We start from the raw sequence: 14,274 nt of genomic DNA on the forward strand, positions 1-14,274 counted from the left end.
GTGCCTGGACATGGGCGAAGCGCGATCCGCGGATTGCGGCGACGTGCCCCTGCCCTGCGACCCGCTGTCGCGGCTGCCGTAGCGTCGGCGTGATCGTCTGCGCGATGTCGCAGGCCGCCAGGGCAGCAGCGAGCGGATCATCGATGCCGTCCGAGTGCCCGCCCCACCGGGTTTCGCCCGGCCGCCAGTCGTCGCATCATGGCGGCATGCGCCGCGTCCCGAGCTTCCTCGTTCTGACCGCATGCCTGATCGCCGCAGGGCCCCCGGCGGCGGCCCACGATGACGTCGTCGTGTACCGGTGCACCGATGCGCGCGGACAGGTTGCGCTGCGCGATTCGCCGTGTACCGACGGCCATCGCCAGGAGGTCCGCACCATGACCCGTCCGGTCGATGCCGCGCCCGCGCCGCGACCGCCGCGGCCGGCGCCTTCGACCGAACCGGCAGCCGCCGCGGCGCCGCCGCAGGTCGTGGTTGTCCGACCACCGCAACCGATGTACCGCTGCGTGCGTCCGGACGGCAGCACGTACACCAGCGATTCGTCGGCAGGCAATCCGCGCTGGGTGCCGCTGTGGACACTGGGGTACGCGCCCCCGCGGCGTGGCCCCTCGACCCGGATCGGCGTCGAGGCCGGTCACGGCGGCGGCCGGTTGGACGTGGACATCGATGCGGGCACGCGGCGAGGGTGGCGCGGTGGTGACGGCGGGGCCGGCACCTGGATCCGCGACGAGTGCAGCCCGTTGCCGCAGGCCGAAGTCTGCAGCCTGCTGGCCGAGCGCCGCGAAGAGATCCGGCGCCGGTTCTTCAACGCCCAGCCCAGCGAACGCGCGCGCCTGCGCGGTGAGGAGACCACGATCAACGCCCGCCTCGGCCAGGACTGCGACCGATGACGCGCGGCCTGCTCACGGCCGTGGCGCTACTGCTGTCGGCCGTGGCCGCCGACACGGCCGCCGCCGACACCGTCATCTACCGCTGCACCGATGCCGACGGCGCGGTGACGTTCCAGAATGGCCGTCCCTGCGCGCCCGGACAACAACAACAACGGCGCGTGGTCGAGATCGCGGCGCCCCTGCCCGCCTACATCCCGCCCGCACGCCCGGCACCGGCAGCGACGCCCCCACAGGCGCCGCGCACGCCCCCGGACGTCGCCGCCGAGCCGCCGGCCGTGCGCGCTCCGTTGCCACCGCTGTACGCCTGTCGCAGCTACGACGGCACCATCGACTGGCGCGAGGACGCCACCCCGCCCACGCGCTGCCGGCCGCTGCAGACCGTCGGTATCGGCGGCCTGCCGGGCCTCGGCGCCGGCCAGGCCTGCGAGCGGGTCGAGGACAGCTGCGAGGCGGTCGCCGCCGATGCGCTGTGTGACGCCTGGCAGGCCCGGCTGCACGAAGCGGAGTTCCGCTGGCGCTACGCCGACAGCGCGAGCAGCCCGGCGCTGCGGCAGGCCTTTGAGCGGATGCGTGCGACCTGGGACGGAAGCGCGTGCGCGGCGGACGCGCCCTGACGCCAGCGGCTCGCCTCCACCCTCAGAACCCGTAGCGCAGGAACCCGCCGTCGACGGCGATGCATTCACCGGTGATGTAGCCCGCCGCCGGCAGACACAGGAAGGCGACCGCCGCCGCCACTTCCTCCGGCTCGCCGATGCGCCCCATCGGCGTGCGCAGCAGCACTTCGTCGAGATAGTCGGGATCGGCCAGCGGCCCGGAGGTGCGTCGGGTGCGGATGTACCAGGGTGCCACCGCGTTGACGCGCACCCCATCCTCGGCCCATTCGGCCGCGAGATTGCGCGTCATCTGGTGCAGCGCCGCCTTGCTCATGCCGTAGACCACGCCGGTGCGCACGTGGGTGATGCCCGACACACTGCCGACATTGACCACGCTGGAGCTGGCGTGGCGGGTGAGCAGCGGATGCGCCAGACGGGTGAGTTCGAACGCACTGAACACGTTGATCTCGAAGATCTCGCGCCACTCGTCCTCGCCGTACTCGGTCGCCGCGCGCGGCACGTTGCCACCAGCATTGTTGACCAGGATGTTCAAGCCTTCGCCCTGGTCCTCGACCCAGTCGAGGATCTCGCCGCGCTGCTCCTCGTCGACGACATCGGCGATCAGCGCGCGGATGTCGGCCTGCGGGAGTTCCTCCAGCAACTCCTCGCGCGTGGCCTCGAGCGCGTCGCCGTTGCGGCCCACGATCAGCACCGTGGCACCGAATCCGGCCAGTTCGCGGGTGATCGCCCGTCCGATGCCGGCACTGCCGCCAGTCACCAGGGCAAGTTGGCCGTCCAGGCGCCAGCGCTGCGGATCCATCGACATGTCCTCGATTCGACTGCGCGTAGGATACCGTCGAGCCTGCCATCGGGGAGACCGCCACGATGCTGTCGTTCCATCGCACTATCGCGTTTGCGCGCCACGGCGTACGCCACCTCCGTTGGACGACCTGGGCGGCGGCACTGCTGCTCGCCCTCGCCGCCTGCACCCCGCCGCCGGACGCGCCCACCGAGAAACCCACCGAGCCACGCGCGGCCCCGACGCGTTGATGCGAGGGGCGCCCCCATCCCAGCCTTCCCCCGTTCTACGGGGGAAGGAGCGGTGCAGCACGGCGACTTGGTACGCCGCGATCTCACCGCCCCCGCACCTGAGGAGGTCGACGCCGGCCCCGCCGGCTTGGGGCGTGGCGGGGCGCGGCGATTGGGTGCGCCGCGATCTCACCGCCTCCGCCTGCGGGAGAGGTCGACGCGTCACGCGCGTCGGGTGGGGGCGCGCGCTTTCCCTCGCAATCCCTCAGCGTCGCACCGGCCGGTAGACGATGAAGATCACCAGGTCCTCGTCGCCGATCTGGTCGAGCGCGTGGCGGTCGCCGTCGCGGGTCAGGATCGCATCGCCCGGGCCGACCTCACGCACCGTGTCGCCGAGCACCAGCCGACCGCGCCCCGACAGCACGTAGTAGATCTCGTCCTTGTCGTTGACGTGATCGCCGATGGTCGCGCCCGGGTGCAGCGCGCGCTTGCGGAACACCAGGTCCAGGCCGGTGGCATCACTGAAGAACGGATAGGCCGTGGTGGTGCCGGCGCCTTCGTGCGGACCGGGCTGTTCGATCGCGATGTCGCGCTCTTGCACGACGACCGACGGCGACACCGATGCCGACGGCGGCGCAGGCAACGCGTTGCAGTCGGCCGCAGTGACAGGCTTGACCGGCGCGTCGGCATCGAGCTCGCGCCAGCCGGCAGCGACGAGGCAGGCGACCGCGTCGGCACCGGCCTCGCTGAAATGGGTGCCGTCGGCCTTGCCCTGCGCCGGCACGTGCATGAAGTAGGGCTTGGCGCCGTCTTCGCCGTGGGCACGGATCCAGTCGCTGGACGCGGCATCGAGATCGATCAGCGCCACGCCCTCGCGGGCCGCCAGCGCCTGCATCGCCAGCGTGTAGCGGCCATGCGTGTCGATCAGCGAACGGAAGTCGTAGAGCAGGCGCGCGACCGGGGTGATCAGGATCGGCGTGGCGCCCTGATCGCGTGCCGCGTCGATGTAGCGCTGGAGCAAGCGCGGGTAGTCGGTCGCCGGATCGGTGTAGCGCGTCGGGTCTTCGCGCTTGGCATCGTTGTGGCCGAACTGGATCAGCAGCACGTCGCCGGCGCCGAGCTCGCTGGCGATCGCATCCAGCCGGCCTTCGTCGATGAAGCTGCGGGTGCTGCGGCCCCCCATCGCGTGATTGCGCACCTCCCAGCCGTCGGCGATCCAGCGCGGCAGCGCCTGACCCCAACCGGCCTGCGGCGCCCGCTCGGGGCCGTAGGCCGCCGCGGTCGAATCGCCGGCGATGAAGATGCGATGCGGTGCGGGCGAGGCGGCGAACGCCGTGCCCACGGCCCCCAGGCACAGCAGCGACAACAGACGTTTCATCGTGGCGACGCTCCGCGTGGCATTCCGGATCGACCCGCAGGCCGCCGCATTCGGGCGGCGGCCTGCGTCGTACAGCGACCGGGGCTTACTGGCCCAGCACGCCCTTGACGTAGGCGACGATGGCCGCGTCCTGCGCGTTGTCGAAGAACGCCTTCTGGAAGCGCGCGCCGCCCACGGCCTGCTTGACCAGGTCCTGGTCGATCGCCTTCAGGCCCTCGACGAAGTCCTTCGACGCGCCCTGCTTGACCTGGGCCAGGATGCCGGCGTTGGTCATCTGCGACGCCTTGCGCTCGGCCGGGTAGCCCTGACCGCGCTCGCCGGCGAAGGCCTTCTCGAAGATGTAGCGGATGTTGATCTCCGCGCCCCAGCCGTAGCCCTTGGCGAACGGCAGCGCCAGCGCGTTGCCATTGTTGACCTGCGCGAACAGGAACGCGTCGGTCGGCTCGATGCAGTAGCCGCAGTAGACGCCGGGCCAGGCATTGAGCGACATCATCGCGCCCTGACCGGTGCCGCAGCCGGCGACGACGAAGTCGACCGCCTTGGCGTTGAGCAGCAGCGCGGCGCAGATCCCCAAATGGATGTAGGTCAGACGGTGGTCGTTGTCGCCGTCCATGCCGACGTTGAAGACGGTGTGGCCCTGCTCGCCGGCCACCGTCGTCAGTTGTTCCAGCACGACCGGGTTCTTCGCGGCCTGGCTGAATTCCTGCATCAAAGCGATCTTCATTGCGTGTCTCTCTTGCGTGTTCGAAGGGGAACGCGGGCCCACCGTAGTGACGACCCGCGGAAAAAAAGCGAAGCGGATCAGCGCGCCAGCCAGCCGCCGTCGACCGGGATCACCGCGCCGTTGACGTAGTCCGAGGCGCGGCTGGCCAAGAACACCGCGGCCCCGCCCAGGTCCGAGGGCTCGCCCCAGCGGCCGGCGGGAATGCGCTCGAGGATCGCCTGGTTGCGGGCCTGGTCGGCGCGCAGCTGCGCAGTGTTGTCGGTCGCCATGTAGCCGGGCGCGATGGCGTTGATGTTGATGTGCTTGCCGGCCCACTCGTTGGCCAGCAACCGGGTGATGCCGGCGATGCCGGACTTGCTGGCGGTGTAGGACGGCACGCGGATGCCACCCTGGAACGACAGCATCGAGGCGATGTTGATGATCTTGCCGCCGCCGTTGGCGATGAAGTGGCGGCCGGCGGCCTGTGACAGGAAGAACGCAGACTTGATATTGACGTTCATCACGTCGTCCCAGTCCTGCTCGCTGAAGTCGACCGCGTCGGCGCGGCGGATCAGTCCGGCATTGTTGACCAGCACGTCGAGGCGGCCCAGGCCGTCGAGCGTTTCGCGCACGATGCGGTCGACCGGCTCGATGCTGATCAGGTTCGCCTCGATGGCGACGAAGCGCCGGCCCAGGGCTTCGACCTTGGCCTGCGTTTCGCTCGGCGGCTGGATGCCGGCGGCGGCGATGTCGGCGCCGGCCTGCGCGAGCGCCAGTGCGATGCCCTGCCCCAGACCGGTGTTGGCGCCGGTGACCAGCGCGACCTTGCCTTCGAGGCTGAACGGATTCGTCATGGTGGAACTCTCCTGTGGAGCGATGGCGAAGATGCCGCGCGCAGCGCGGCGGGAACGTCACTTAAGCTGGCAGATGTCGAGCACGTGCATATCGGTGTAGTCGAGGTTCTCGCCGCCCATGGCCCAGATGAAGCAGTAGTTCGAGGTGCCGGCGCCCATGTGGATCGACCATGGCGGCGACACCACGGCCTCGCCGTCGGCCACCACGATGTGGCGCTGCGCGTGCGGTTCGCCCATGAAGTGGTAGACGCGGTCGTCGGCGCCCAGATCGAAGTAGAAATAGACCTCGCTGCGCCGGTCGTGCAGGTGCGGCGGCATCGTGTTCCAGACGCTGCCCGGCTTGAGGATCGTCAGGCCCAGCAGCAACTGCGAGGACGCGCACGTGGCCGGCACGATGTACTGGTAGATCGTGCGCTCGTTGCTGGTCGCAAGCGATCCGCGCTCGAGCGGCACCGCCTCGGCGATCGAGATCTTCTTGGTTTCGAAGCGCGCGTGCGCCGGCGTGGACGCCAGATAGAACTTCGCCGGCGTGGCCGCATCGTCGGACGCGAACACCACCTCGACGCTGCCCATCGGCACGTACAGGCCATCCTTGGGCGAGAGCGCGTACGCGCTGCCGTCGACGGTCACGGTGCCCGGCCCGGCGCCGACGTTGACCACGCCCAACTCGCGCCGTTCCAGGAACGGCCGACCCGCCGCGGATGCGGGTTCGGTCTGCACGGGCAGCGACAGCGGGTCGGAGACCGGCGACGCACCGCCGATCACGAAGCGCTCGTAATGCGTGTAGCTCAGGCGGATCGCATCGTCGGCGAACAGGCCATCGATCAGGTACAGATCGCGCAGCGCGTCGTTATCGATGCCCTGCATCACGCCCGGATGGGTCGCGTGGTAGGTCTTCTGGTACATGGCGGCTCCGAGCGGCGGAACGTCGGGAACGGGCATTCTAGGCCTTTCGGTAACCGGTGTCATACCGCGCCGCGGCAAAGCGCTTGGTCGCGTCTTTGCGGAGGGTGCACGCGCGGCGGTCGGTCCCGCCGGGCGTACGTGGCAAGGCGCATCGCGCCCGAGTGGTCGGCGGGTGCCACGACAACGCGGCACCCTCGGCCTGCAGCGAAACCGGCCGGCGCCTTCAGTCCGGCGGCTGGCAGGAGTCGCGGACCACCAGGTGCGGTCGGACGCTCGCCAACGGGCGTGGTGCGCCCTCGGATTGGAGCAGCATGGCCGCCGAGATCCGGCCGGTGTCGCGGGTGTCGCGGCGCACCGAGGTCAACGGCGGCCACAGCCGGGAAGCCAGCGGGCTGTCATCGTAGCCGACCACCGACAGCTGCCGGGGAATGCTGATGCCCGCGCGCATCGCCACGCGGTAGACGCCGGCAGCCATCTCGTCGTTGCCGCAGAAGATCGCTGTCGGCCGCTTCTTCGCGCCGAGCAGCTTCTCGGCCGCGGCCACGCCCGATTCGAACGTGTAGCCGGCCTCGACGATCCGGGACTTGGGCATCGCCACGCCGCGACGCTCGAGTGCGGAGACGAACCCGGTCGAACGCTCGATCGAGGAGCGGTAGTCGCGGGGACCTGTGATCATCGCGATGTCGCGATGTCCCAGCGACTGCAGATAGTCGGCGACTTCGGCCGCGCCGTCGTGGTCGTGGGTGACAACCATGCGCTCGGGCGCGTCCATCGACACCGCAGCGATGCGCACGTAGCGGCAGCCGGTCTCGGCCAGCATGTCGGCCAGCGCCTGGTCCTCGGACACGCGCGGCACCAGCATCACCCCGTGCAGCTTCTGCTGCTGCACGAACCGGCGCACGCCGTCGATGTAGTTCGGGCTGCGGCTGTCGCAGGGATGGACGACCAGTTCGTAGCCCGAGTCGCGCAGGGTGTCGAGCGCGCCGTACTGCATGTTGACGATGAACTGCGCGGTCGGATTGTCGTAGACCATGCCGATCAGGAACGAGCGGCGGAACGCCAGGCCGCGCGCCAGCGGATCGGGCACGTAGCCGACCTCGCGCATCAGCGCCTCGACTTTCTCGCGCGTGTCCTGCCGCACCAGCGGCGAGTGGTTAATGATGCGCGAGACGGTCTTCTTCGAGACCCCTGCCAGGCGGGCGATGTCGTTGATCGTGGCCGCGCGCGGCATCGTGCCGCCGCCCCGGATCGTCTTGTTCTCTGTGGGCATCCGTGGTCCCCCAGGGGCCGGTTGTCGTGCGGTTTCCATTCTAGCGGCAGTTGTGCGAGGCCGCCGTCCGCGCCCCGGCCGTATTCAGTCCAGGGCCCGGAAGCGGAAGTCGCGGAAATGGACCTGGCCCTGACCGGCAGCATAGAGCGCGGGCTTGAGCGCCAGGAAGCCGCCGGCGACGTTGTGGTGATAGCCCGAGACCTCCATCTGCACCGGATACTGCTCCCAGCTGCGGCCATCGGCGCTGGTGTGGATGGTGACGATGTGGCGGTCGTTGGTCACCCGCAGCCACAGCCGGCCGCCCTGGCCCGCCGGCAGCCCGCCGCTGGGACGCTCCAGTCCGTAGCGGTGCATCACCATCCGTTCGCCGTTACTGCCCACGCCCACATACAGCCGGTCGCTGTAGAACAGCAGCGCCCCGCCGATCGCGCCGGGCTCGATCTCCATTTCGACCTCGAACTGGTAGGCCTTGTCGCCGGCGATCAGCGTCAGCGGCGACGCATCGCGCGGCGTGCGGCCCTTGCCCTGCACGGTCAGCGTGCCGTCGCCGAAGCGCAACCGCGCGTACTCGTCGGGCGCCGGATCGAAGAACGCCCACTGGTGACCCAGGCGGCCGCTGCGGAAATCGTCCGACAGCGCCAGGCCATGCTCGCCGACCGAACTGCCGGCCGGCTTGGCCAAAGGCTGGCCCAGGTCGCCGCCGCGGGCCACGAACCAGCCGTCGTCGGTCCATTCGATCGGCTCAAGCAGTGCCTGTCGGCCGAGGGTCCAGTATCCGTTCTCGTAGCCGTGGTAGATCATCCACCAGCGATCATCGGTGCCCTCGACCACGGTCGCATGGCCGCGCGACCACCACGGCTCGCTGCGATCGACCGTGCGCACGATCGGGTTGTACGGCGAGTTCTCCCACGGTCCGTGGATCGAGCGAGAGCGCGCAGTGATCACCATATGCCCGGTCGGCGGACCGGCGGTGCCGCCGACCGCGGTGGTCATGTAGAACCAGTCGCCGCGCTTGTGGATCTTCGGGCCCTCCTGCGCGTAGGCCTCGACATCCCAGTCCGGCGGGTACTGCCAGCCGTCGTAGACGTGCCGCGGCTCGCCGACCACCGACAGGCCGTCGTCGGCCAGCTGCACGTAATCGCCGCCGCTCAGGAACAGGTAGCGCTTGCCGTCCTCGCCGACCGCATGTCCCGGATCGATATAGCGGCCCAGGCCGATCTCGACCGGCTCGCTCCACGGCCCACGGATGTCGTCGGCCCAGACCACGTAATTGCTGCGTTCCGCGCCCTCGGTGCCGCCGGTGCGGGCCGGGAAATAGATGTAGTAGCGGCCGTCGTGTTTGACGATGTCCGGCGCCCAGATCGAACCGACATTCTGCGTGATCGCATGGCCCAGCGGCTGCCAGTTGACCAGATCGCGCGAATGCCAGAGCGGCAGGCCGGGATAGGCGTCGAACGAGGACAGCGTGAGGTAATAGTCCTCGCCATCCTTGAGTACCGACGGGTCGGGCCGGTCGCCGGCGAACACCGGATTGAGGAACGTGCCGTCGCCCAGGTCCGCCTTGCGCTGGTGCTCGATGCCGCGCGCCCAGGCCTGGCTGGCGGGCGCGGTGGAGGGGATGGGCGGCGCGGCGGTGACGCTGGCGGCCAGCAACAGCCCGGCCACACAGACGGCGGCTAGCCGCGGGGAACGGCGCGAAGGCATGCGCATCTCCTTGAGAAAAGGGGCGAGGCGCCAACACGCCCGCGAAAAAAGATGACACCGATGGTCAACCGACCGTAGCAGAGCCATCGCGCGCACGCATTCCGCAATGCGGCAGAGCGCGCAGCGCGTGCTAGCGTGCACACCTCCCGCCGCTGCCCACACCTGCCATGCGACTCGGACTCGCCGCCAATCGACGCCACCATGCCGACCGCGACGCCGCCCTGTTCCGCTGGCTCAAGGCCAGTGGCGCGGGCATTCGCGAACTGGACATTGCGCTGCACATCGTCGGCCGCACCTTCGATGCGATCGCCGGTCACGGCGCGCTCGACGGTCACGCGCGCATGCAGCGGTATCCCTATGGTCGCGAAGGTGGCCTGATGAAGCTGGTCGCCGAAGTCGTCGGGCTGGGCGACGGCCGCACGCTCGACGGCGTGGTCTATCTGATCGACCCGGTGGACCCCTCGTCGATCTTCCCCGAGGCGGTCGCGCTCAAGCGTCAGTGCGTGATCCAGGGCAAGCCGTTCCTGTCGACCGTGGCCTCGGCGCGCGACTGGATCGAGAGCGAACGCCTCCATGCCGGCCTGCCGCCCGATCCCGGCGCCGACGACCTGCACGCATTCGAGACTCAGACTGTCGCGCTGATCGCCCACGACGCGATGAAGCCGCAGATGCTCGACTTCGCCGACCGCCATTTCGAACTGCTGTCGCGCTTTCGCACCCGTGTGGCCACCGGCACCACCGGCCAGCGCCTCAACGAACTGGCCTGGCGCCGCGGCTGGCCGGTCGGCGAGGCCTGGGCGCAGCGGTTCAACAGCGGCCCGCTCGGCGGCGACGCGCAGATCGCCGACCTGGTGCTCGACCGCCAGTGCCGGCGCGCGATCTTCTTCGAGGACCCGCACGTCGCACGCCAGCACGAGGCCGACATCCAGTTGCTCGAACGTGCGGTGACCACGGTCACCGACGACGTCGCCTGCCTGACCTCGCCGCAGGTCGCCGAGCGTTGGGCCCAGGCCGCCGAAAAACGCACACCCCCTTAACCGGGGTCAGAGACGAATTTTGACCGTCCGCCAACGCCAATGCGCGATGGCGGGCCCCATTGCGCGCCTTAACCGGCGCGCAGCACCGCCGGCAGCCACAGCGACAGGCTGGGGAACAGGGTCACGATCAACAGCACACCCAAGCCGGCGAACCAGAACGGCCAGATCGTGCGCATGCTCTGCCCGACGGTGATCTTGCCGATCGCCGTCCCGATGAACAGCACCGAGCCGACCGGCGGCGTGACCAGGCCCAGGCCGCCGGTGAGCACCAGCACCAGGCCGAAATGGATCGGGTCGATGCCGTAGGCGCGCGCTACCGGCAGGAAGATCGGCGTGCAGATCAGGATCAGCGGGGCCAGGTCCATGAACGTACCGAGCAACAGCAGCATCAGCACGATCATCAGCAGCACCGCCAGCTTGCTGTGCGCGAACGACTGCAGGAACTCCACCGCGGCACTGGGCACCTGGAGATAGGCCAGCAGCCAGCCGAACACCGACGCGGTCGCGATCACGAACAGGATCACGCCAGTGCTGCGCGCGGCATGGGTGATCGTTTCCACGAACTCGCGCACACGCAACTGGCGATACAGCACGATCGTCACCAGCAATGCGTAGACCACGGCAATCGCCGCACTCTCGACCGCGGTGAAGATGCCGGCGCGGATGCCGACGAAGATCAATGCGACCAGGCCCAGGCCCGGCAGCGCCGACACCGTGCGCAGCAGCACCGCACGCCAGCCGGGGAAGATCTCCACGCCGTAGCCGCGGCGCCGCGCGACCAGATAGCCGGTGATCATCAGCGCCAGCGTCATCAGCAGCGCCGGCACGATACCCGCCGCGAACAGGTCGGCGATCGACAGCCCGCCGCCCGCGGCGGCCGAGAACAGGATCAGGTTGTGCGAAGGCGGCACCAGCAACGCGACCAGCGCGGCGGTGATGCTGACGTTGACCGCGAAGTCCCGGTCGTAACCGCGCTTGACCATCTGCGGAATCATCGTGCCGCCGACCGCCGAGACGTCGGCGATCGCCGAGCCCGAGACGCCGCCGAAGAACAGCGACGAGAGGATCGACACCTGGCCCAGGCCGCCGCGCATGCGCCCGACCAGCGACGAAGCCAGTGCGATCAATCGCTCGGAGATGCCGCCGCGCATCATGATCTCGCCGGCGAAGATGAACAACGGAATGGCGATCAGCGAGGCCGAGCCGGTGCCGGCCGAGATCTGCTGCACGAGCACGATCGACGGCAGGTCCAGGTACACCAGCGTCGCCAGCGCGGCGGCGGCCAGCGCGAACGCGACCGGAACGCCGAGCACCAGCAATACGGCGAAGACGATGAACAGGATCGCGATCGCCATGTCAGTGGACCTCCTCTTCGACGCGCGGATGCAGCGCCAATGCGAAACGGTTGAGCGCGAAGATCACCATCAGCGCGCCGCCGATCGACAGCGGCAGGTAGTTGATGCTCTGCGGCATCGCCGCGCCGGCGGCCTTGATGTGCAGCCCATCGAGCAGCAGCAGCGCCCCCCACCAGGCGATGACCGCGCCGATCGCGACGATCACCAGCGGCACCAGCAGGTCGATGCCGCGCTTGACCGCCGGGCGCACGTGGTCGTGCAGCAGGTAGAAGCCGAAGTGCCGGTTGGTGTGCACGCCGGCGGCCGCGCCCAGACTCATCGCGGTGCTCAGCAGCAGCAACGTGACCGGCTCGGTCCAACTGGGCGAATCGTTGATCACATAGCGGGCAAACACCTGCCAGCCCTGCACGACGACCAGCCCGAACAGGGCGGTGGCGGCGATGGCGATGGCGAGTTGGGCGATCCGCTCGAGCAGGCGCCCGGCGGCGCCCAGCGGTGGGAGAGTCGAGGCTTCGGACATCGCGGGGTCCCCGTGTGTCAGGCGAAGTCGCGGATGCGACGGTAGAGGGTCTGGAGTTCGGGCTGGCGCAGGTAGCGCTCGCGCAGCGGCGCGGCCGCGGTGCGGAACGCGTCCATGTCGACCTCGTTGAACGCGATGCCGTAATCGCGGACGGCCTGGCGCGCGGTCTCCTCCGAGGCATCCCACAAGCGGCGCATCACCGGCACCGAGGCCCGCGCGGTGTCGATCAGCAGGTCGCGATCGCCCGGCGCCAGCGCGTCGAGCGAGCGACGCGAGATCAGCAGGATATCCGGCGCATAGGAGTGTTCGCTCTGCGACCAGAACCGCGCCGCCTCGAAGTGACGGCTAGAATGGAAGCTGCGCATGTTGTTCTCGGCGCCGTCGATCATGTGCGTCTCCATGCCCGAGAACGTGTCGCCGAGCGACATCGGCGTGGGATTGGCGCCAAGCAGCCGCATCAGGTCGATGAACATGTCCGACGAGGCCACGCGCAGCTTCAGGCCGTGAAGATCGGCGGGTGTGCGGATCGCGTGCCGCGTGTTGTAGAAGCAGCGTGCGCCGCTGTCATAGACCGCAAGCCCGACCAGGTCGCGGCTGCCGAAGCCGTCGAGCACGGTCTGCGCCACACCCGCATCGAGCGCATGGCGCAGGTGCGCGACCGAATCGAACGCGTACGGCAGGCACAGCGCGGTGGTCAGCGGAAAGGCATTGTTCAGCGCGCCGGCGTAGACGCGGGTCATGTCGATCGCGCCGAAACGCGCCATGTCGATCGCCTCGGCCTCGCGGCCCAGCTGACCGGAGTGGTACTGGCGCAGACGCACCCGGCCACCGGTCTCGCGCTCGAGTGTCTCGCCGATCCACTTCACCGCCTCGACGGTCGGATAGCCGGCGACGTGCACGTCGGTGGCGGTCAGCACGGTTGCGCCGTCGTCGGCACGCAAGCCCGCGGGCAGCAACGGCGCGGCGCACACCACGCCCATCCCGGCCAGAAAGCGCCGACGCGAGGTCATGCGACCGTCCCCGGCGCCTGGGGCGCGGCGGCCTCGACCTCGACGGTGATCGTGCCGTGGCCGTCGAAGATCACCTCGGCGCGCTGGCCGGGCGCGATCTCGTGGATACCGGTGGCATTGCCGGTCGCAATCAACTCGCCCTGGCGCAGCGGACGGCCGCGCCGCGCCGAGCGCGCCAGCGCGAACGCGAAGGCCGCGCGCAGACCGCCGGGCAGCGTGGTCGCACCGCCGCTGCCCACGACCTCGCCATCGATCCGGCTCTCGACGCGCAGGCGCGCCTCGTTCAGGCCACTCCAGTCGGCGATCTCGCCGCCGACGACCAGGCCGTTGTTGTTGCCGAAATCGGAGATCACCACGCGCGGGCCGAGCGCGTTGATGGTCGCCAGCGGGCTGCTGGCCACCTCCAGCCCGATGAACAACGTGGCCGGGTGCGCGGCGGCTTCGTCGGGCGTCCAGTCCAGCTTGTCGGCCGGCGCATCGGCATCGAGACGCAGCACGTATTCGGCCTCGATCGCACCGAAGCCACCGGCGAACACCGCGATGCGCGTGGCCTGCCCCGCCTGCTGCAGGTTGCGCCGGAAGATCGGGCCGAGCAGGCGGTCGTCGCCGGAGACGTCGCGCCGCTCGGCGGCGATGTAGCCGACCTTCCAGCCGACCACCGCATCGGGCCAGGCCGCGATCGCGGCGTCCTGCACGGCATAGGCGTCGACCAGCGTCTCGGGAATGGCCCCCGGGAAGTCGGGAAGCGCGGCGCCGTTGCGACGCGCGTGCCCAAAGGCGTCGACGATGCCCTGGGTCGGGTCCGCAGGATCGTCCTGCGCGGTCGGATGCGCGGTGCCGTTGTTCAAACTCGATCTCCTGACCTGGTCATTGCTGCGCCGCAGATCGCGGCCGCTGGGGATGTCTTGTATGGTAAACCGGTGTCATCTTCAATGTGCAGTGCGGCAAAACGCGTCGCACGCCATGCCCACCATCGGAATGTTCTCCATGCTGCGCAGGTCCATTCGCCCGCTGTGCTGTGTGCTGCT

14 protein-coding genes and 1 pseudogene are annotated in these 14,274 nt (G+C 69.6%); 4 read left to right on the forward strand and 11 right to left on the reverse strand.

Annotated elements, in window-relative coordinates; all coding sequences use genetic code 11:
• Nucleotides 1-206: 206 nt before the first annotated feature.
• The 3 genes and pseudogenes from MNO14_RS16695 to MNO14_RS12965 all read left to right on the forward strand — a co-directional run.
• A pseudogene (locus MNO14_RS16695) lies at nt 207-356 on the forward strand (DUF4124 domain-containing protein); the annotation flags it as partial.
• 18 nt (nt 357-374) lie between these two features.
• Entirely contained in the window at nt 375-887 is a 513-nt protein-coding gene (locus MNO14_RS12960; RefSeq protein ID WP_241944134.1) for a hypothetical protein, read from the forward strand.
• On the forward strand, nt 884-1,501 hold the full coding sequence (locus tag MNO14_RS12965; protein ID WP_241944135.1) for a DUF4124 domain-containing protein: 618 nt from the start codon (nt 884-886) through the stop codon (nt 1,499-1,501). The genes MNO14_RS12960 and MNO14_RS12965 overlap by 4 nt, the downstream gene beginning before the upstream one ends.
• Before the next feature lie 22 nt (nt 1,502-1,523).
• Here the strand turns inward: MNO14_RS12965 and MNO14_RS12970 are convergent, their stop codons facing one another.
• The 7 genes from MNO14_RS12970 to MNO14_RS13000 all read right to left on the reverse strand — a co-directional run bounded on the left by MNO14_RS12970 (nt 1,524) and on the right by MNO14_RS13000 (nt 9,324).
• Nucleotides 1,524-2,300 carry an SDR family oxidoreductase gene (locus MNO14_RS12970; RefSeq protein ID WP_241946340.1) on the reverse strand — a complete coding sequence of 259 codons (777 nt, stop codon included), beginning with the start codon at nt 2,298-2,300 and terminating at the stop codon, nt 1,524-1,526.
• Between the two features lie 474 nt (nt 2,301-2,774).
• Nucleotides 2,775-3,887 (reverse strand): GDSL-type esterase/lipase family protein, encoded by a 1,113-nt coding sequence (locus MNO14_RS12975; RefSeq protein WP_241944136.1) that lies wholly within the window; start codon nt 3,885-3,887, stop codon nt 2,775-2,777.
• Nucleotides 3,888-3,972: 85 nt separating this feature from the next.
• Complete coding sequence (locus MNO14_RS12980) at nt 3,973-4,611, reverse strand: RpiB/LacA/LacB family sugar-phosphate isomerase (RefSeq protein ID WP_241944137.1); 639 nt, start codon at nt 4,609-4,611, stop codon at nt 3,973-3,975.
• Nucleotides 4,612-4,688: 77 nt separating this feature from the next.
• Entirely contained in the window at nt 4,689-5,444 is a 756-nt protein-coding gene (gene kduD, locus MNO14_RS12985) for a 2-dehydro-3-deoxy-D-gluconate 5-dehydrogenase KduD (RefSeq protein ID WP_241944138.1), read from the reverse strand.
• A 57-nt stretch (nt 5,445-5,501) separates the two neighbouring features.
• Nucleotides 5,502-6,350, reverse strand: a complete 849-nt coding sequence (gene kduI / locus MNO14_RS12990; RefSeq protein ID WP_241944139.1) for a 5-dehydro-4-deoxy-D-glucuronate isomerase — start codon at nt 6,348-6,350, stop codon at nt 5,502-5,504.
• Nucleotides 6,351-6,573: 223 nt separating this feature from the next.
• Nucleotides 6,574-7,620, reverse strand: a complete 1,047-nt coding sequence (locus tag MNO14_RS12995; protein ID WP_241944140.1) for a LacI family DNA-binding transcriptional regulator — start codon at nt 7,618-7,620, stop codon at nt 6,574-6,576.
• 84 nt (nt 7,621-7,704) lie between these two features.
• On the reverse strand, nt 7,705-9,324 hold the full coding sequence (locus MNO14_RS13000) for a family 43 glycosylhydrolase (protein WP_241944141.1): 1,620 nt from the start codon (nt 9,322-9,324) through the stop codon (nt 7,705-7,707).
• A gap of 167 nt (nt 9,325-9,491) precedes the next feature.
• On the opposite strand from MNO14_RS13000, the gene MNO14_RS13005 reads away from it, so the two are divergent.
• Nucleotides 9,492-10,361: a methylglyoxal synthase gene (locus MNO14_RS13005; RefSeq protein WP_241944142.1), complete on the forward strand. Its 870-nt coding sequence runs from the start codon at nt 9,492-9,494 to the stop codon at nt 10,359-10,361.
• Nucleotides 10,362-10,429: 68 nt separating this feature from the next.
• On the opposite strand, the gene MNO14_RS13010 is transcribed toward MNO14_RS13005, so the two are convergent.
• The 4 genes from MNO14_RS13010 to MNO14_RS13025 are packed head-to-tail and all read right to left on the reverse strand — an operon-like array spanning nt 10,430 to nt 14,034.
• A complete protein-coding gene (locus tag MNO14_RS13010) occupies nt 10,430-11,716 on the reverse strand; it encodes a TRAP transporter large permease (protein ID WP_241944143.1) in 1,287 nt (428 codons plus the stop codon).
• A 1-nt stretch (nt 11,717) separates the two neighbouring features.
• Nucleotides 11,718-12,236: a TRAP transporter small permease gene (locus MNO14_RS13015; RefSeq protein WP_241944144.1), complete on the reverse strand. Its 519-nt coding sequence runs from the start codon at nt 12,234-12,236 to the stop codon at nt 11,718-11,720.
• Nucleotides 12,237-12,253: 17 nt separating this feature from the next.
• Nucleotides 12,254-13,246 (reverse strand): TRAP transporter substrate-binding protein, encoded by a 993-nt coding sequence (locus tag MNO14_RS13020; protein ID WP_241944145.1) that lies wholly within the window; start codon nt 13,244-13,246, stop codon nt 12,254-12,256.
• Nucleotides 13,243-14,034, reverse strand: a complete 792-nt coding sequence (locus tag MNO14_RS13025) for a 2-keto-4-pentenoate hydratase (protein WP_241946341.1) — start codon at nt 14,032-14,034, stop codon at nt 13,243-13,245. Before MNO14_RS13025 ends, MNO14_RS13020 begins: the two co-directional genes overlap by 4 nt.
• Nucleotides 14,035-14,274 lie beyond the last annotated feature (240 nt).

Origin of the sequence: Luteimonas sp. S4-F44 (assembly GCF_022637415.1) — a bacterium.
Lineage (GTDB): Bacteria > Pseudomonadota > Gammaproteobacteria > Xanthomonadales > Xanthomonadaceae > Luteimonas.